This window comes from Microcoleus sp. BM001215392 (genome assembly GCF_036700185.1).
Classification (GTDB): domain Bacteria; phylum Cyanobacteriota; class Cyanobacteriia; order Cyanobacteriales; family Microcoleaceae; genus Microcoleus.
The window spans coordinates 1-16,399 of record NZ_JAUBOJ010000041.1; the positions used below are offsets into that span (position 1 = coordinate 1).

General features: G+C 45.1%; 18 protein-coding genes and 1 pseudogene. 9 read left to right on the forward strand and 10 right to left on the reverse strand.

Annotated features, from left to right (window positions below):
- Positions 1–236: 236 nt before the first annotated feature.
- Positions 237–1,289 (reverse strand): fatty acid desaturase, encoded by a 1,053-nt coding sequence (locus QT974_RS07275; protein ID WP_333467847.1) that lies wholly within the window; start codon positions 1,287–1,289, stop codon positions 237–239.
- Between the two features lie 239 nt (positions 1,290–1,528).
- Entirely contained in the window at positions 1,529–1,798 is a 270-nt protein-coding gene (locus tag QT974_RS07280; RefSeq protein WP_333467848.1) for a hypothetical protein, read from the reverse strand.
- Between the two features lie 138 nt (positions 1,799–1,936).
- Between QT974_RS07280 and thrC the strand changes: the two genes are divergently transcribed.
- The gene (gene thrC, locus QT974_RS07285; RefSeq protein WP_333467849.1) at positions 1,937–3,061 is read left to right on the forward strand and encodes a threonine synthase; all 1,125 of its coding nucleotides are present in this window, start codon (positions 1,937–1,939) and stop codon (positions 3,059–3,061) included.
- Positions 3,062–3,378: 317 nt separating this feature from the next.
- Positions 3,379–3,999 carry a Uma2 family endonuclease gene (locus tag QT974_RS07290; protein WP_333467850.1) on the forward strand — a complete coding sequence of 207 codons (621 nt, stop codon included), beginning with the start codon at positions 3,379–3,381 and terminating at the stop codon, positions 3,997–3,999.
- Here the strand turns inward: QT974_RS07290 and QT974_RS07295 are convergent.
- Positions 3,996–4,637 carry a hypothetical protein gene (locus QT974_RS07295; RefSeq protein WP_333467851.1) on the reverse strand — a complete coding sequence of 214 codons (642 nt, stop codon included), beginning with the start codon at positions 4,635–4,637 and terminating at the stop codon, positions 3,996–3,998. The two genes, QT974_RS07290 and QT974_RS07295, sit on opposite strands and share 4 nt — an antisense overlap.
- An 81-nt stretch (positions 4,638–4,718) precedes the next feature.
- Here QT974_RS07295 and QT974_RS07300 point away from each other — a divergent pair, with 81 nt between their 5' ends.
- On the forward strand, positions 4,719–5,735 hold the full coding sequence (locus tag QT974_RS07300; RefSeq protein WP_333467852.1) for a YihY/virulence factor BrkB family protein: 1,017 nt from the start codon (positions 4,719–4,721) through the stop codon (positions 5,733–5,735).
- A 171-nt stretch (positions 5,736–5,906) separates the two neighbouring features.
- Here QT974_RS07300 and QT974_RS07305 read toward each other — a convergent pair whose 3' ends face one another.
- Positions 5,907–6,095, reverse strand: coding sequence for a hypothetical protein (locus QT974_RS07305; protein WP_333467853.1), 189 nt, complete (start codon positions 6,093–6,095; stop codon positions 5,907–5,909).
- Between QT974_RS07305 and QT974_RS07310 the strand changes: the two genes are divergently transcribed.
- A complete protein-coding gene (locus QT974_RS07310; RefSeq protein ID WP_333467854.1) occupies positions 6,094–6,756 on the forward strand; it encodes a hypothetical protein in 663 nt (220 codons plus the stop codon). The genes QT974_RS07305 and QT974_RS07310 overlap by 2 nt on opposite strands.
- 175 nt (positions 6,757–6,931) lie before the next feature.
- On the opposite strand, the pseudogene QT974_RS07315 reads toward QT974_RS07310, so the two are convergent.
- From QT974_RS07315 to QT974_RS07330, 4 genes and pseudogenes are all read right to left on the reverse strand, one after another.
- Positions 6,932–7,624: pseudogene (locus tag QT974_RS07315) on the reverse strand (MAE_28990/MAE_18760 family HEPN-like nuclease).
- A 113-nt stretch (positions 7,625–7,737) separates the two neighbouring features.
- Positions 7,738–8,271, reverse strand: coding sequence for a DUF262 domain-containing protein (locus tag QT974_RS07320; RefSeq protein ID WP_333467855.1), 534 nt, complete (start codon positions 8,269–8,271; stop codon positions 7,738–7,740).
- 149 nt (positions 8,272–8,420) lie between these two features.
- Positions 8,421–8,576 (reverse strand): hypothetical protein, encoded by a 156-nt coding sequence (locus tag QT974_RS07325; RefSeq protein ID WP_333467856.1) that lies wholly within the window; start codon positions 8,574–8,576, stop codon positions 8,421–8,423.
- A 160-nt stretch (positions 8,577–8,736) separates the two neighbouring features.
- Complete coding sequence (locus QT974_RS07330; protein WP_333467857.1) at positions 8,737–8,970, reverse strand: hypothetical protein; 234 nt, start codon at positions 8,968–8,970, stop codon at positions 8,737–8,739.
- Between the two features lie 205 nt (positions 8,971–9,175).
- Here QT974_RS07330 and QT974_RS07335 point away from each other — a divergent pair, with 205 nt between their 5' ends.
- The 4 genes from QT974_RS07335 (at position 9,176) to QT974_RS07350 (ending at position 10,554) form a co-directional block, all read left to right on the forward strand.
- Positions 9,176–9,361 carry a ribbon-helix-helix domain-containing protein gene (locus QT974_RS07335; RefSeq protein ID WP_333467858.1) on the forward strand — a complete coding sequence of 62 codons (186 nt, stop codon included), beginning with the start codon at positions 9,176–9,178 and terminating at the stop codon, positions 9,359–9,361.
- A gap of 53 nt (positions 9,362–9,414) precedes the next feature.
- Positions 9,415–9,594, forward strand: coding sequence for a ribbon-helix-helix domain-containing protein (locus QT974_RS07340; RefSeq protein WP_333467859.1), 180 nt, complete (start codon positions 9,415–9,417; stop codon positions 9,592–9,594).
- A gap of 203 nt (positions 9,595–9,797) precedes the next feature.
- Positions 9,798–10,088 carry a hypothetical protein gene (locus QT974_RS07345; RefSeq protein WP_333467860.1) on the forward strand — a complete coding sequence of 97 codons (291 nt, stop codon included), beginning with the start codon at positions 9,798–9,800 and terminating at the stop codon, positions 10,086–10,088.
- 7 nt (positions 10,089–10,095) lie between these two features.
- Entirely contained in the window at positions 10,096–10,554 is a 459-nt protein-coding gene (locus tag QT974_RS07350) for a hypothetical protein (protein ID WP_333467861.1), read from the forward strand.
- A gap of 135 nt (positions 10,555–10,689) precedes the next feature.
- Here QT974_RS07350 and clpB read toward each other — a convergent pair whose 3' ends face one another.
- A complete protein-coding gene (gene clpB, locus QT974_RS07355) occupies positions 10,690–13,305 on the reverse strand; it encodes an ATP-dependent chaperone ClpB (RefSeq protein ID WP_333467862.1) in 2,616 nt (871 codons plus the stop codon).
- Positions 13,306–13,484: 179 nt separating this feature from the next.
- Between clpB and QT974_RS07360 the strand changes: the two genes are divergently transcribed.
- Entirely contained in the window at positions 13,485–13,757 is a 273-nt protein-coding gene (locus QT974_RS07360; protein ID WP_333467863.1) for a hypothetical protein, read from the forward strand.
- A 636-nt stretch (positions 13,758–14,393) separates the two neighbouring features.
- Here the strand turns inward: QT974_RS07360 and QT974_RS07365 are convergent.
- Positions 14,394–16,109 carry a sensor histidine kinase gene (locus QT974_RS07365; RefSeq protein WP_333467864.1) on the reverse strand — a complete coding sequence of 572 codons (1,716 nt, stop codon included), beginning with the start codon at positions 16,107–16,109 and terminating at the stop codon, positions 14,394–14,396.
- Between the last annotated feature and the right edge of the window lie 290 nt (positions 16,110–16,399).

Sequence of the window (16,399 nt, forward strand, 5' to 3'; positions counted from 1 at the left end):
CCTAGCCCCCCTTCCCAAGGGGGGGACAAGAGTAATTTCAAAGTCAACCCCTACTCCCCTTAAAAAGGGGGGACAGGAAATGCTCAAAGTCCCCCTTTTCAAGGGGGATTTAGGGGGATCGAGACTGTCAGCTAAAAGCAAGATTTATCAAAAATTCTAGCTATCGATGGTGATATTAACAAAACCCGGTTTGTTTAACAAAACCGGGTTTTTCGGAGATTTATCGCGTTTCAAACTTATTTGGCTTGAGCGTGAAATTCCTCTAATGTCTGATAGCCACCAGCGGGATTGTACAAATGACAGTTGTCGGCAATCCGCTTCATTAAAGACCAAGAAAATTTGGTTTCATAGAGATGAGGTTGCCAGTTTTCCTTTAAGCTGCTGTGGGCTAGGCGCAAGTTGTACCAGGGTATAGCAGTTGAAAGGTGGTGGGGAACGTGCACGTTAATGTCGTGGCACAGAAACTCAACCCAGCGGGGATAGTCGCAGTGAACTGTTCCCGATAGTTGGGCTTGGGCTTCGTTCCATTCTTCTGGTGATTTAAATGAAATGTCTGGGGCTGTGTGGTGAACAATGGTGAAGGTGCTCATCCAGAAGTGGTAAACCATCCAGGGCATTAACCAAAATTTGATGAATCCCCAAATGCCTGTGGTGGCAATTAAAGTGGGAAATACGATCGCAGCACCGATCAAAACCACAAAAACTGAAAACCGCACTTGTTCGCGTTGTTGACCTTCTTTAAAGCGCCACCACATAAAGTGTACTTTTGCCCAGTGGGCGATCGATCCAACCCACCACATTGGGCCGAAGATTAAACGATAAGCTATTTGTAATGCTTTGGGCGCGGCAGCGTAGCTTTCTGCTGTCATTGGTTGCCAAGCATTATCTTCACCAATTTTGTTGGTGTGCTTGTGGTGGTAATTGTGTCCGTGACGCCATGCGTGAAACGGAAAAATTAACGGCAGAAATGCGAGATGTCCGACTAAATCGTTTACCCAGCGGCGGTTGGCAAATGACCGGTGTCCGCAGTCGTGGCCGATCACAAAAAAACCGGTTAATCCGGTACCTGTGAAAATCCACATTAGGGGTAGCAAATACCAAGGCGATACTGCTAGACCAAAATAACCGACAGCAACTAGAAGAACGTTGACGATGACTTTTGTCCAAGCTTTGCGAGGGTTTTTGACAAACACTTCGCGCGGCAGGGTTTGGAGAATATCTTTCAGGCGCAGGTTGGAGGTGTCACTTGCGGATGTCAAATTTAGTGGTTTTTCGATCGATGCTGTCATAAATTGATTTCGATTCTCCGTGTGCCATGTGGATGGCTTAACAAAATTAGCGCAGTAAAATATCAGCTCGCTACCGACAATTAGCAGACGAGTTGAGCAGTAGGCAAGCGCGTTTTCGCAAATGCTAGCGATCGCTAGCCGCGGATTAAATGGCTAGCGCTTTTGGTTAAAAAAACACTGCGGTTAACAAAACTTTACTTTTTATACCACAGGGGCGGCACAATGAGCACGAGTTGCCGCTAATTGCCGTTGCCCACAGCAGAAATTTTGCCGATCGCAACTTGAGATCCAGCAACAGAACGTTGCTGTTTGAGGGTTTGGACTTGCAGGAGCAAGGAGTCGATTTCTGCCTGTAGGTGCAGGAACTTCACTTGCTGATCGGCTTGGTAGGGGCACTTCACCGAATCTACTTTGCGCGCAAAACCCGTCGATAGCGTAGCAGAACTAGCGATTTCGGGATTGCTAGCCGTGACTTGAGGCCGAGAAAGAGTGGATGAATTATTTGACATTAGTAATTGAGTAGACATATCTACACATTCACACCATTAAGTTACTTTAACCTGAACGGATCGTATCAAACATTAAATTAACCGATCGAGCTAAAATTAGTGTAAATTCCTCGGGCATTGCCTAAAACCATTGACATCGTGACCCTGATTCTACCTGCTACTGACTCTGCTGCTAACTCCGCTGCCCGCGCAGCCTCGCCGAAACACTACGGCTGGCCGGGCTTGATCGAAGCTTATCGCGCCTACCTGCCGGTGACGGAAACCACGCCGGTAGTCACACTCCACGAGGGCAATACTCCCCTGATTCCAGCACCGGCGATCGCCTCTCTCATCGGTAGAGACGTGCGCGTGCTGGTGAAATACGACGGCCTCAACCCCACTGGTAGTTTCAAAGACCGGGGGATGACCATGGCGATTTCCAAGGCAAAGGAAGCCGGCGCCAAAGCTGTAATTTGCGCCAGTACCGGCAATACTTCGGCAGCGGCGGCAGCCTACGCCAGACGCGGGTCCATGCGGGCTTTCGTGTTGATTCCCGAAGGTTACGTGGCTTTGGGCAAGCTGGCCCAAGCTTTGCTTTACGGTGCGGAAGTGATTTCGATTGTCGGTAATTTCGATCGGGCTTTAGAAATTGTCCGTTCTATGGCAGAAAATTATCCCGTAACTTTGGTCAACTCCGTCAACCCTTACCGCTTGGAAGGTCAAAAAACCGGCGCGTTTGAAGTAGTGGACGCCCTGGGCGATGCCCCCGACTGGCTCTGCATTCCCGTAGGAAATGCGGGAAACATCACTGCATACTGGATGGGTTTTTGTCAATACCACCAAGTGAACAAATGTTCGCGCCTGCCGCGAATGATGGGATTCCAAGCAGCCGGAGCAGCACCCTTGGTAACGGGACATCCAGTGGCGAACCCAGAAACTTTGGCGACAGCAATTCGGATCGGCAACCCTGCTAGCTGGAAACAGGCGATCGCAGCCTCCGAAGCCAGCCGCGGCAGTTTTTCTGCTGTCACCGACGAAGAAATTCTCGACGCTTACCGCTTGTTAGCATCCGAAGAAGGGATTTTCTGCGAACCAGCAAGCGCCGCTTCTGTAGCTGGTTTGCTGAAGGTAAAAGACCAAGTTCCGACAGGAGCAACAGTGGTTTGCGTGCTCACCGGTAACGGTTTAAAAGACCCGGATACGGCAATTAATCACAGCAAGAACAACTTTAAACAAGGGATTGCTCCGAATCTGGATGCAGTGGCTGGCGCGATGGGATTTTAAGCAGAAGGAAGTTCGGCAACGGATTTTGTAGCGGATGTAACGGATGTAACGGATGGAAGAGGGGAAAAGTTTTGTTGTAGAAGATATTAAGGCTCTTTGTTATCTTCTCTTTCTTCTCTTTGTCTGTGTCCTCTAAGGAAGAAGGAAGAAGGAAGAAGGAAGAAGGAAATTTTCTTGTATAACTGAAAAGTCTTTGTTATCTTCTCTCTCTTCTCTTTCTCTGTGTCCTCTGCGGTTCAGAAAAATCTTATTTAGGAGTTACCAACAAAAACCTGAGTGCTATCCCCGCTCGCACTATCTGACGAGGAACAAACATCATGGTTCAATCACCTCCAAAAATTCTAACTATTGATGAATTTATTGCTAACTACGGCGACAGCGAGCGTTACGAACTAATTGATGGTGAATTAACGGAAATGGAACCAACGGGGCCGCACGAACAAGTATGCGCCTTTCTCGGACGGAAATTAAATGTAGAAATTGACCGTCTGGATTTACCCTATTTTATTCCCCCTCGCTGTCTCATCAAATTATTAGGAACAACAACAGCCTTTCGCCCGGATGTGCTGGTATTAGATCGAACTCGACTAATTAATGAGCCATTGTGGCAACAAGAACCTGTAATTACATCGGGAAACTCGATTAAACTAATCGCTGAAGTCGTGAGTACCAATTGGTCGAACGACTACGCCCGCAAAGTTGAAGATTATGCCCTGCTGGGAATTCCTGAGTATTGGATTGTTGATTATTTGGGGATTGGCGGCAGAGAATATATTGGCAAACCGAAACAGCCGACAATTACAGTTTGTACGCTGCGAGAAGATGAATATCAAAGACAGTTGTTTCAAAACGGATCTCGACTAATCTCGTCAATTTTCCCAGATTTGCAGCTAACCGCACAACAAATCTTCGCAGCCAGTGGCTTTTCTAACTCCTAATTCCCAAACGGCGGTAAATCGAGTAACTGGTTTTTAGAAGGTGGAAGCTGGGCGGGATTCCGGCCGGCTTGTGCGGGATTTTGGCGGATTTCGATCGCAGTTTCGCCCGGATTTGCGGTGCGAGTAGGGACAATTTCTAGAGAATATGCTGGTGCTGGTTCCATTTTTGTAGTAGGAACAGTTTGTGCTTTAGCGAGCAAGTCAATGGCATCTCCGAGGGCGGTGGTTAAATTTTTGCTAGTCTCGGCGTGACGGGCTTCTTCTTGCTTGAGGGCTTGAGTCAGTTGTTTGATTTGTTCGATCGCCCGATCGCGCTCTTCGAGAACTTCTGCTAACTTAGCTTTAAGTTCCCCAACTGTATGCAGTTGTTCAACCTCATGCAAGCGTGCAACTCCAGCCTCATCACCTTCGGGCGCAATCGGGGAGAAACTTTGAAATTCCTCTATCTGTGCTTCCAAAGCATCGATAGTTTGCTGAGTTAACTTAGCATCATTCCGTCGCTGCTCAGCTTCGGTATTGTAGAGTTGGCGCCATTGAGCCGCACTTTCACCAGCGTCATCGCGATCGCGCGAAACCTCTGTTAACTGCTGTTGCAGCCGCTTAATTTCATCTAACCACTGTCTGATATCTTGAGACATATTGTTTATTTTAGATTTTAGATTTTAGATTAGTCATTAGTCATCGATCATTAGTCATTAGTCATTGGGAATTTGTAAGCTATGAACATTTATTACTGGTTGCGCTACCTGATTTTAGCCTTGTTTAAGACACTTTTGAGGCTGCTGAGAGCTGTCAAAACGAAATTTGGTGATTTTTGGCTGTTCTGTCGCTGTTTGACTTGGAGCACGCTCAAGGAAGTCGGCGTGAAAGCGGGAGAGCAGCGCTTGCCGGGGCTGTCTGCCGAAATGGCCTACAATTCTATGCTGGCGCTGTTTCCTGGGCTCTTGGCTATCTTGTCTGCGATCGCCCTGTTTGAACCTTTGCAATCAACACTGTATCAAATGGCCGGTCTTTTGGGAGAAATTATACCCAATGACGTGCGAAATTTAATTCGCAATTCCCTCAAAGAAATTCTTTCAATTCGCAACCCACAACTATTTTCACTAAGTTTTGTAGTATCGCTGTGGGCCTTTTCTGGAGTAATGAGCGCGGCGATGGCTGCTCTCGATCAAATTCATCAAATCTCCAGCGTTCGCACTCGCTCTTTTGTGAAAGCAAAACTGATTTCCTTGGGGCTGAGTATCGGTACAATTGTGCTGTTAATTCTAGCATCGGGAGCTGTATTTCTCAGCGACTTAATTGTGCAAGCTGTGGCCCGCCAGAGTTGCCTCCTGGAGTCCGTCGCCAATTGCGATTTAAAAGATGTTCAAAATTGCTTGTTGTTCGCCGGCAATTGCCCTTTAGAGTCGGAACTTTTAGCTGTTTGGCGGCTGTGGCGGTGGCCGATTTCTTTGGGAATTGTATCCGTTGCTTTTGCCTTTGTTTACCGCTACGGGCCGAGCCGCCACCAAGCCGATATTCCGATTTTTTCCGGAGCTGTTTTTGCTGCTATTTTGTGGGCGCTGCTTTCAGCTTTGTTTAGATTTTATGTTTTGCATTTAGGCAATTTTAGTTGGGCTTACGGCACGATCGGGACTTTTATTGTGTTGCTGCTCTGGCTTTATCTTTCTTGTTTAGCGATGCTGATCGGAGCTCAGTTAAATGTGACTGTCGGAAAGGCAATGAAACTCAAATAATGGGCATTGGGCATTGGGCATTGGGCATTGGGCATTAGTCATTAGTCATTAGTCATTAGTCATTAGTCATTAGTCATTAGTTATTAGTCATTAGTCATTAGTTATTTGTAGCAACAGTTAACAGTGAACAGTGAACAGTTAAAAAACTATTATTAATTACCGGATACCAAATTACCTACGCAGTAAAGTGCTGAGGATGCCCGCAACAAAAGAAAGCAAAACCAGTATCCAAATAACAGCACCGGGAATGAATGTCAAGAGGCCGACTCCTCTGAGAATCCAAACTAGCAAGGTGATGCCCAGGATAGCCCAAAAGATGCGGGTAGAGAGTCGCATTTGAAATCTAGGAGAATTAGTCATGTTGAATATTAAAGTTTTGTCTGGATCGATGATAGCTGTTTTATTGGCGATCGGCTCTTATCTGGGAGCAATTTCGAGTCCCGCTGCTGCTGTGGCGCGTGTGGGTACAAAAGCAGTGGGAGAATTCGCAACTGTTGCTCAAAAAACTCCTGCTGCAAGTGTAGCAATTGGCGATCGCACAATTGGAGCGGCCAAAGTGGGGATGACTTTCGGAGAATTGAAAAAGGCGATCGGTTCCACCGCACAGTTTAAGGTAGAGTCTCCTTTTATGGTAGACTTTGACGCTGTGGCTGTCAGCCAGTCAGGAAAAGTACAGTATCGAATTGTTTATGCTGCGGGTACAAAGCTCAAAGATACCGATGTTATTGAACTTTTGATGACAGAAAATCCTAATTATAAAACACTTCAAGGCGTCGGGCCCGGAATGACATTGAAACAAGCAGAGGCGATTTACGGAAAAGCTACTTTATCTTATAACGTGGATAATGAAATGAGAGAAGGGATTGTATTTGCCAAGCAACCCACTAGAAACATTATGTTTGTTCCCAAGGCAGAAGGGAAAAAATTTGCGGGAGTTTACGGCGCTGGAAAAGGTGGATTTTATGAGACAAACAAGTATCAAACCAATGCTGTAATTAAGTCCGTGATGGTGCGGAAGTAGCCTTCGCATCATTCCCAGAAACCTGGTTTCTTCGGAGATATCTCGCCACCCAACCAAAATTACCCTAGAAACCCGGTTTCTTACCCCTCCCATCATTCCCAGAAACCTGGTTTCTTATGAGATATGTCGCCACCAAACCAAAATTACTCTAGAAACCCGGTCTCTTAGCCTAAAATTAAGGATTATTTGTATTTACTTCCAAATACTCTTGATTGTCAAGATAATCTCTTATATTTTCCAGTATTTGCGTCAAATACCCTACGACTTCTTCCTTCATTTCTAATAGTTGCTTAATTGTCTTATCTCGCCCAACTTCCTCAAAAGACTTAATGCCGTGCGCTAAGTCATTTCTATTATTTTTAATCACAACAAGATTTTGCCCGTTTTTTGTTTTAGCAAAGTCTGTTTTATATGAAAAGCCGTATTTGTCTGCTATTTCTTTAATTAATCTAGCATCCACATTTCCTGAAAACAGTTCTTCACGTTCAAATGTAGCTGTGATGATATCAGTAGAGAGTTGGTTAATTGTTAAATAAATTTTCTTAGGAGAACGATTTTTAAGATTTTGGAGGACAATCAGTTTAATCTCGGGTTTGAGTTGGTCAAAAGTGACTGCTTTATTTTTGAATTACTCAAATATGGATTCGATCGCATTTCTCATAGTGGATTCAATTAAGTTATACAGTAACAAAAAACCATTTGCTTTGAGCGTTTTCGCTAACTCTAGATCGATGCTTTGAATTTGGTATTTGCCCGTAGTATCGAGTAAAGCTAACTTCGTTGTCTGTTTGTCCAAGCTCTCGATAAAAAGGAAGTAATCATTCACTTCTTGGGCGCGTGTATGAAAATCTAAAAATACAGTATTCATGAATGACAGAGCAGTTAATTTCCCAAGAATTCAACACGTGCAACTATTTTATTTATTTGTTAAACAGGTTGCATCAGATTTTATACAGTCTGTAAAGTGTATTTATATCGCCATTAAAATGATTGTATGCGTTCAAATAAATCTCTTCTAACTTCCTCATTTGCAGCCTTAGTTAATTGGATTACCCGAACTGTCTTTCGGTTGAAGTTTCTCTGGCGATGTAGGAGTAAATCAGCAAACTTAAATCCATTTAACTGCTCTAATTTTTTGAGTCCACTTAAGATTAATTCGTTGTTGACAAATCTAGTTATGGTAAGAATGCGTTGTGCACCGTCTACAATCTCTAAACGTGGTTCATCATTTTCATCATGACCGATATCAACAACGAATAGATAAGGTATTGGCAGCCCCCAAATTACCGATTCGATAAACTTTGATTGCCTGGTGTCATCCCAAACAAGTTCACGTTGGTAGTCGGGAATAAACAATTTATTAGTATCATCGTTAATTCCTTCCATGTATTTTTGAACGAGTATTTCGAGTGGATACTCTCTCGTATCGTAATTAATTTGCTGCTGCTTGTCGCGGATTTCCATTTCAGCGGCATTTCTGTCTTGAAGTGTAATTTGTTCTAGTTGCGATCGCATATTTTTAACTAACGAAGAAGCACTGTATATACGAGCATTTTACCACAACCCAGGGTTCATTGAGTGCTGTTCCGATAATTCGGAGATGATGTGCTCCCAAAAGGCGATCGCCAATACAAGCGATCGCCTCTCTCCACCACTACTCAAACTTATAGCTTTTGTGCCGCAGCGCGTTTACCATCAGCTTTCCGCCGCCACTTTTGGTCTATTGTTGCTGATTCCTCAAGAGCCTGTTTAATTTGCTGTTTGCCGATAATGGCAAGTTCGCGAATTTCATCGAGGATAGCTTTTTGCTTTTCGGTCATTTCTGCTTGTTTTATTCTTGAAATTATCTGCGTTAATCTGCATTCATCCGCCGACATCTGCGGTTTCTCGATCCAACATTCCTGCAAAGCGATCGCCCTGATTCACAAAAAGAGCGATCGCCCATATTGCATCAACTCAAAACAGCAAGAAAACTACAATCTATAACCCGCTGGCGAGGGCATTGTCGGAGCGATACAACGCCGATAAACGGTTACTCTGTCCGCTTAAATCAAACACAACCTCGAATTTGGCGTGAGGTATAGTTTGTCGTAGAAACTGAAAATGCCCCTCTGCATCGGAGCGACTGCGGAAGCGCGCAACAATAATCCATTGCTGAGTTGGTAACAGTCGGGCGATCGCCCAACAGCACAAACGGTCTTTATATGTCAACATAGAACTCATCTCCATTGATATTTGTGGAGCCAGAGCCAGCCCGGAACCTTGGACAGTAAGGGGCTGGCTTCTGACGTTTTAGGGTCTTAACCCTATATACACTTATAGCATAATTCGATGTTTTTAACATCAAATAACACAAAACTGTATATAATGACGTGAGAGTGTAAAATTGAAGACAGTTGCAGTAAATCTATGTCAGCCAATGCCTTCAATACCTTCACGTATGCGAGTTACAGTTACATTGCCAGAAGACGTTCATCAAGCCTTGTCCGAATGGGCTGAAGAAGAAGATCGAACCCTGGCAAACCTGCTTTCCCATGTGGCAGCTAAAGCTGTCAGAGATCGCCAAGAGCAGAAAAAAGATAAATCAGAAACCGATCGCACTTAAGCGATGAGCACGGCGTAAGATGGACTGTATTGAGATGTTTTGCAGTGCAACGAATGGCTTCACGGGGACGAGTTACCGCATACCTGCCAGAAGAGATCCAAAAAGCTCTGGAAGAATGGGCAGAAGAAGAAAGCAGATCCGTCAGCAGTTTGACAACCTACCTGCTGACAAAATCTGTTCGAGAGCGCCAACAGCAGAAACAGGAAGAATCCCGGAGCGATCGCCCAAGTTGAATTTGCGCGAGACCCAAAGGGTGTTGGAGTATAAAATTTAAGACAGGCGATGGCCACAGCGTATATCTTTAACAACCAAGGAGATAACACTGCCAGAAAACTACACAGAAGCAGAACTTTTTAGCAATCCTGAAGGCATTGCCCGCACGCGAGCGAGCGCCTTACAGCAAGCTCTATCACCACCGGCACAATCTAGAGTCACAATGGGTGCTGGGGTTATTGAAGATGCCCAAGAAGACCGCAGAGTAGTGATAGGAACCAGCGAACCCAATGGTTACTTACGCCCGGGAGTAAAGTCTGCACTCCTATTAGGAGAAACCGTTATTCCTGGCTTTGGTCATGCAGAAGCTGACATCGTTTCTTGGGCAGTTAAAAATGATTGTAAAGTAATTGCAGTAGCAGCAGGGCGTCCTATTTGTGAAAACTGCGTCCAAACGATAGAAGGCGTTGGTGGCTTAGTCGCAAGTCCCCAAAAATCTAATCCAAGGAGTTAATTGCAAAATGACAGAAAATCGCTTAGAATTTATTGATGCTGAACAATCGGAAATGCTGAAACAAGCAACTATTGTCGAACAGCGAAATGCAGCTAAAGTCGCTTGTAAATTCGCAATTGAACGCACTAGCTTGAGTCACCCAATTCTAGACGAAGGATTACAATCGCTGGAAAAAGAACGATACGGTGATTTTTCACTTCAAAACAAACTTCTATCGTTGGTCGATCGGCTCGATGAAATTCAGTGGGAATTACAAGAAAAAATGGGAGAAGGCAGTATAGAATTATCAGATTATTTAGCGGCATTTCACACAGCGCGCGCCGTTAATTCACTCTATTTTGCCCTCAATGCAGATCCTTTTGTAGCAGCATCCGAAGCTATTTATGAAGCTCAGGCAGCTACAGATGAGTTAGTTAATTTGAAACAAAAGATTTTAGAAGTTTTTCAAGCACCTACCGTGATTTAGAGCAAAAAAGTGCGCGCGTGCGCAGCTATCCCATCCCATCCGCGTTCATCCGCGTCTATCAGCTAAAATCTGCGGTTCAAAAAAGAACGATCGCCCCTCAAAAAAATAAGGTGCGCATTGCGCACCCTACTCGAATTATTTCGCAGTTACCAACTGCGCCGGTAGCCGCTTAAACGCCAACCTTTCATTCTCGATATCCACAAAAATGGTATCGCCGTCAGCAAAATCTCCCCGCAAAATACCCTTCGCCATTTGCGTTTCCAACTCGCGCTGGATTCCCCGTTTCAATGGGCGCGCACCGTACACGGGATCGTAACCGATTTCGGCTAAGAAGTCGATCGCCGATTCCGACAATTTCAGAGACATTTTGCGATCGGCTAAACGTTTTTCCAAGCGTTTGACTTGCAACAGCACGATTTGCCGTAATTCGGGCTTACTCAAACCGTGGAAGATAATCATCTCATCAATCCGGTTCAAGAATTCCGGGCGGAAAGTAGCCCGCATCGATTCCATCACCCGACTCCGCATTTGTTCGTTATCTCCCGCCACATCTAAAATGTATTGAGAGCCGACATTCGATGTCATAATAATCACAGAATTCTTAAAGTCAACCGTGTGACCTTGAGCATCCGTAACGCGGCCGTCGTCAAGAATTTGCAGCATGATATTGAAAACATCCGGGTGCGCTTTCTCGATTTCATCGAATAGAATCACCGAGTAAGGACGGCGGCGCACAGCCTCAGTTAATTGTCCGCCTTCATCGTAGCCTACGTATCCCGGAGGCGCGCCAATTAAGCGCGAAACTGCGTGTTTCTCCATGTATTCCGACATATCAATGCGGACGATCGCCTCTTCGGTGTCGAACAGGTATGATGCTAATGCTTTCGCCAACTCAGTTTTACCCACACCCGTGGGGCCGAGGAAGATAAAACTCGCCACCGGGCGGTTGGGATCGGCCAATCCGGCGCGCGATCGCACAATAGCATCTGCAACCGCCGTCACCGCTTCATCTTGTCCGATTACACGCTTGTGGAGTTCGTCTTCCAATAGCAGGAGTTTCTGCATTTCCGATTCAACCAACTTGCTAATCGGAATTCCCGTCCACTTAGAAATAATCTCGGCAATGTCAGATTCCGTGACTTCTTCCCGCAGCAAAGTTTTACCTGTGGTTTGAGTTGCTGCTAGTTTAGATTCTGCTTCTTGTAGTTGTTTTTGCAATTCGGTTAACTTGCTATATTTCAACTCAGCAGCACGATTCAGGTCATATTTTAATTCAGCTTGTTGAATTTCAATGTTAACCTTATCAATCTGTTCTTTAATGTTTTGAATGCTGCCGATGACACCTTTTTCTGATTGCCATTGGGCATTCAAACCGCTTTGCTGTTCCTTGAGGTTTGCCAAGTCTTTTTCCAGTCTTTCCAAACGGTCGATCGATGCAGCATTACTTTCTTTTTGCAGCGACAATCTTTCCATTTCTAGCTGCAAAACCTTGCGATCGATTTCATCGAGTTCTTCCGGCTTGGACGTAATCTCCATTTTCAATTTAGCCGCGGCTTCGTCCATTAAGTCAATCGCTTTGTCGGGAAGGAAGCGATCGCTAATATATCGAGTTGACAAAGTAGCCGCCGCTACTAAGGCATTGTCAGAAATTTTCACACCGTGGTGAACTTCGTACCGTTCTTTCAAACCCCGCAAAATCGAAATAGTATCTTCAACAGTCGGTTGGTCAACATAAACTTGTTGAAAACGGCGTTCTAAAGCCGCATCTTTTTCGAGATACTTGCGGTATTCGTCGAGAGTTGTAGCGCCGATACAGCGCAATTCACCCCGGGCTAACATCGGTTTGAGCAAGTTGCCGGCATCCATCGATCCTTGAGTTGCGCCGGCACCGACAACGGTATGAATTTCATCTATAAATAGGATGACTTTACCGTTGCTGTCCATAACTTCTTTGAGCACGGCTTTTAAACGTTCCTCAAATTCTCCCCGGAATTTTGCACCGGCAATTAACGCGCCCATATCTAAGCTAATTAATTGTCTGTCTTTGAGAGATTGCGGCACATCTCCGGTGATAATTCGTTGGGCGAGTCCTTCGGCGATCGCCGTTTTTCCTACTCCCGGTTCCCCAATCAGTACAGGGTTGTTCTTGGTGCGGCGGCTCAAAATTTGAATTGTGCGGCGAATTTCGTCATCTCGTCCGATTACGGGATCGAGTTTGCCTTGACGCGCTGCTTCTGTCAAATCTCGGCCGTATTTTTCCAGCGCTTCATATTTGCCTTCTGGATTTTGATCTGTCACTTTGTTGTTCCCCCGGACTTGGGCGATGATGTCTTTAAGCTTGGCTTCATCTAGTTTAAATTCTTGTAGTAGATTTTTACCAAAGCGATCGTCCTTAACGTAACCTAAGAGCAAATGCTCGATCGAGATAAATTCATCACCGTACTCTTTGCGATCAGCTTCAGCCCTGTCTAGCAGGGTATCCAGGGAACGCCCGAGATAAACGTTGCCGGCAGTTCCAGAGATTTTGGGCTGGCGGCTGATAAACTCATCAGTGCGATCGCGCAATTTTGCTACAGACACTTTCGCCTTGTTAAATAAGCTGCTAGCGAGTCCCGATTCTTGTTCCAGCAACGCCTTCATCAAGTGTTCGCTTTCTAGCTGCTGCTGCTGAGCTGCTTTAACGAGTTCGGGGGTACGGCTGAGGGCTTCCCAGGCTTTTTCTGTAAATTGGTTCGGATTATTCGGTTGCATAAATTTTAATTCCCTGAATTCAAAAACATGACTGCTGTCAAGGCAATGGCTTAATTGCTCGTACAATTGTCATTGTAGGGAGTTGCGGACGGGGAGCGGATCGGTGTTCCCGTATATTGAGATAGGTATTTCCGCCCTGTGTTTCAGCTTCTGGTTCAATTTCGGTTCGGGCGATCGATATGAAATATAGTGCTGATGATATTGTTATTCATAATTGGGCGAAGCTCACACAAACATCTTCAGGAAAGTGGAACCGAGTTTGGGATATTGTACTTAAAAAATCTGTTTCCCAAGAATTTGATTTAGGGGCTGCGGCCCAAAATTTGTCTGGTGATGATTTCCAGGTAGAGATTCAAATAAGTAATTCAAATAATCTCAAAATTTCGGTAACTACTCAAAGATGGGGATGGGAAGTTGAAGTTATGTTTGCTACCTACAAAATGTTTGGATAAATCGATCTATTATTTGGGAATATCGACACTATCCAAGGTCAATATCTAGATATGTGGGAGCCTTGGCTGAGGAAAAAGTGGGGCAAGTCTAGCAATGATTCCAGCACAGAAATTAATTAGCGCTCTTCTGTCACTGTCGCTCTTGGCAAAAGCTGAAAATCTTATAGAGAGTGATTTTCAGCATTGGGGTTCAACACATGAGTTTCGATCGTATGAAAGCGACCGCTAATTGTCTATTTAGTAGGGTTTCATCGATTGACTGCGATTTTTAATTTCTTGGAGTAAGAGAAAAGCGTTAACTAAAGCCATACTTACTTGCACTTAAAAAATACACAGTTGTCCAAATAATTGGGCAAACCTTAATAAAATTGCATTGGTTGAGCAGGTTCTAATTTTGTAAGGTGCGTCGCTACGGCTAATGACTGCTGATTAATTTTGTCAGGTGCGTCGCTCCGAGATTGTTGATTTTTTTAGGGATTGTTGATGGAGCCGCACCCTACCGCCAACTGATTAATTTTGTCAGGTGCGTCGCTCGGAGATTGTTAATTTTTTTGAGGGATTGTTGATAGCGACGCACCCTACGACCAACTGTCAACTGTCAACTGTCAACTGTCAACTGTCAACTGTCAACTGTTTTCATGCCTGCATCACCACTCGTTCTGGGAGAGTGACAATAAAAGTTGAACCTTTACCGTCCTCGCTTTCGACGCTAATTTCGCCGCCGAGAATTTGACACAAACGCTGGCTAATTGTCAATCCCAAACCCGTGCCGCCGTACTTCTTAGTAGTCGAAGCATCAGCTTGAGTAAACGGTTTAAATATCTGCTCTAATTGCTCGTCTGTCATCCCTATCCCAGTATCGCTGACTCTAAAAATTAAAAGTTGAGAACTGTAGTTTGAACCTGAGTTAACATCATTATTTTTATTTCTTTTCGTCGGTTTAGGTTTGGCATTTTTAATTCTTTCGACGCCGATCGTAATCACGCCTTTTTCGGTAAATTTTGCAGCATTGCTGAGCAAATTGAGGAGAATTTGTCGGACTTTCGGTTGGTCGGCGTACATTGTGCCGAGTTCGCCTTTTGCTTGCAGCGCTAAAGCATTGCCTTTTTTCTCTACTAGCGGTTGAGCCGTAGTCATCACTTCTTCAATCATCGTCGCCACATCGAAATTTTCTAAATAAAGCGTCACATGACCTGCTTCTATTTTAGAAATATCGAGAATGTCGCTGATCATGTCGAGCAAATGTTTGCCGGCGGTTTGAATTTTTTCTAAGTCGGGGAGAAAGTCTTCGGAACCGGAATCTTGAGCATCTTCTTGCAGCATTTCGCTGTAGTTGATGATGGCGTTGAGGGGGGTACGCAGTTCGTGGCTCATGTTGGCGAGAAATGCACTTTTCGACCTGTTGGCAGCTTCGGCTGCTATTTTTGCTTCCTGCAAGTCTTCTGTGTATTCCGCTACTCTTTGGATCAATTCGTTGATCGAAACTGCCAGCACTCCTACTTCGTCCGAGGTAGTAACTGGTACTTGCAGGTCAAAGTTCGATTCTTCTGTGACTCGCTGAGTGATGAGGGTGGTGGCTTCGAGCGGTCGGGCGATCGCCCTGCTGGTGTATGCTGCAAGTACGGCTGCGATCGCCGCCGATACCAGCAGAGAGCAACCCAAAATCAGAGTTCCGAGTTTTTCTGCTTGCTCGTAGGTTCTAAATGCCTCGTCTGCTTTGTCCCGAAAGCTGCTGGCTAGTTTGGCTGAATCCTGCGAAAACTGTTCGAGTTTCGCAGCGTTGCTCCCCGTGGCGAAATTATTCAAGTTCTGCTGGAATAAGAGCCGCTGCTGCGGATTCAAACCAGATAACTTCGCATTCCCCAGCAGTTTCTGGACTTCTTGGAAGTAAGCTTCTACTGTTTTGCTGTTGGTTTTGGCGAACTCTTGAATCTCTTGATAATCTGTTGCAACACTCGAATTAGAAGTCTGCGCTTGGCTTTGCAGTTGTTCTAGCTGTCCGCTCATCTGAGCAACCCGAGTCAGAAAGTCCGAACGTTCGCGATCGAAAATTTGCGGTTTGGCCGTCAAATTCAGGAGCAATAGCTGGTGAATTCTGACTTCCTGGGCGGTATTATTCAGATTGGTCAAGATTTCGGCTTTATCTCGGTCGATCGTTAGTTTTTCTCTAACTTGCTGTTTTTCATAGGATTCTACTCCCCGTCCGACCACTGCACCTAAAATGGCAGTACCAACGACCAAGGCGTATCCGCAGCCGATTTTATGCCTGATACCCAAGCGGCCCAACAGACTTTTCATCCCTATTTGAGGAGTTTTATGCAGTTGATTTTTCAAGGCGAAGGTTAAAGACATGGGGAATGTACTCGTCACCCAAAGAGGCACTCTCTATATTCTAATTGATGCTTGCCTAAGGGTAAATAAAGTTCTGGTTTCGACCGTGATTTCGGCAGTTATGGGGTCTTTGCATGGTTCCACAGCGCCATCTGCTTGACAGTTTGGAGAAGTTATGGTTAACGAATTGTAGCAGATGTTGAAGGAACAACGACGAACAACCAAGAAGCAACAAGCAAGACAAGTGTTGCAGCCCTTGCCTTGACAGGGCTAGCTCAGTGCAGCCCAAAGGCAGCAGAAAGGAAACCGAA

Coding starts and splice junctions, on each gene's coding strand:
- QT974_RS07275 (WP_333467847.1), bottom strand. CDS start 1,289: ATGACAGCATCGATCGAAAAACCACTAAATTTGACATCCGCAAGTGAC.
- QT974_RS07280 (WP_333467848.1), bottom strand. CDS start 1,798: ATGTCAAATAATTCATCCACTCTTTCTCGGCCTCAAGTCACGGCTAGC.
- QT974_RS07290 (WP_333467850.1), top strand. CDS start 3,379: ATGGTTCAATCACCTCCAAAAATTCTAACTATTGATGAATTTATTGCT.
- QT974_RS07295 (WP_333467851.1), bottom strand. CDS start 4,637: ATGTCTCAAGATATCAGACAGTGGTTAGATGAAATTAAGCGGCTGCAA.
- QT974_RS07300 (WP_333467852.1), top strand. CDS start 4,719: ATGAACATTTATTACTGGTTGCGCTACCTGATTTTAGCCTTGTTTAAG.
- QT974_RS07310 (WP_333467854.1), top strand. CDS start 6,094: ATGTTGAATATTAAAGTTTTGTCTGGATCGATGATAGCTGTTTTATTG.
- QT974_RS07305 (WP_333467853.1), bottom strand. CDS start 6,095: ATGACTAATTCTCCTAGATTTCAAATGCGACTCTCTACCCGCATCTTT.
- QT974_RS07320 (WP_333467855.1), bottom strand. CDS start 8,271: ATGCGATCGCAACTAGAACAAATTACACTTCAAGACAGAAATGCCGCT.
- QT974_RS07325 (WP_333467856.1), bottom strand. CDS start 8,576: ATGACCGAAAAGCAAAAAGCTATCCTCGATGAAATTCGCGAACTTGCC.
- QT974_RS07330 (WP_333467857.1), bottom strand. CDS start 8,970: ATGTTGACATATAAAGACCGTTTGTGCTGTTGGGCGATCGCCCGACTG.
- QT974_RS07335 (WP_333467858.1), top strand. CDS start 9,176: ATGCCTTCAATACCTTCACGTATGCGAGTTACAGTTACATTGCCAGAA.
- QT974_RS07340 (WP_333467859.1), top strand. CDS start 9,415: ATGGCTTCACGGGGACGAGTTACCGCATACCTGCCAGAAGAGATCCAA.
- QT974_RS07345 (WP_333467860.1), top strand. CDS start 9,798: ATGGGTGCTGGGGTTATTGAAGATGCCCAAGAAGACCGCAGAGTAGTG.
- QT974_RS07350 (WP_333467861.1), top strand. CDS start 10,096: ATGACAGAAAATCGCTTAGAATTTATTGATGCTGAACAATCGGAAATG.
- clpB (WP_333467862.1), bottom strand. CDS start 13,305: ATGCAACCGAATAATCCGAACCAATTTACAGAAAAAGCCTGGGAAGCC.
- QT974_RS07360 (WP_333467863.1), top strand. CDS start 13,485: ATGAAATATAGTGCTGATGATATTGTTATTCATAATTGGGCGAAGCTC.
- QT974_RS07365 (WP_333467864.1), bottom strand. CDS start 16,109: ATGTCTTTAACCTTCGCCTTGAAAAATCAACTGCATAAAACTCCTCAA.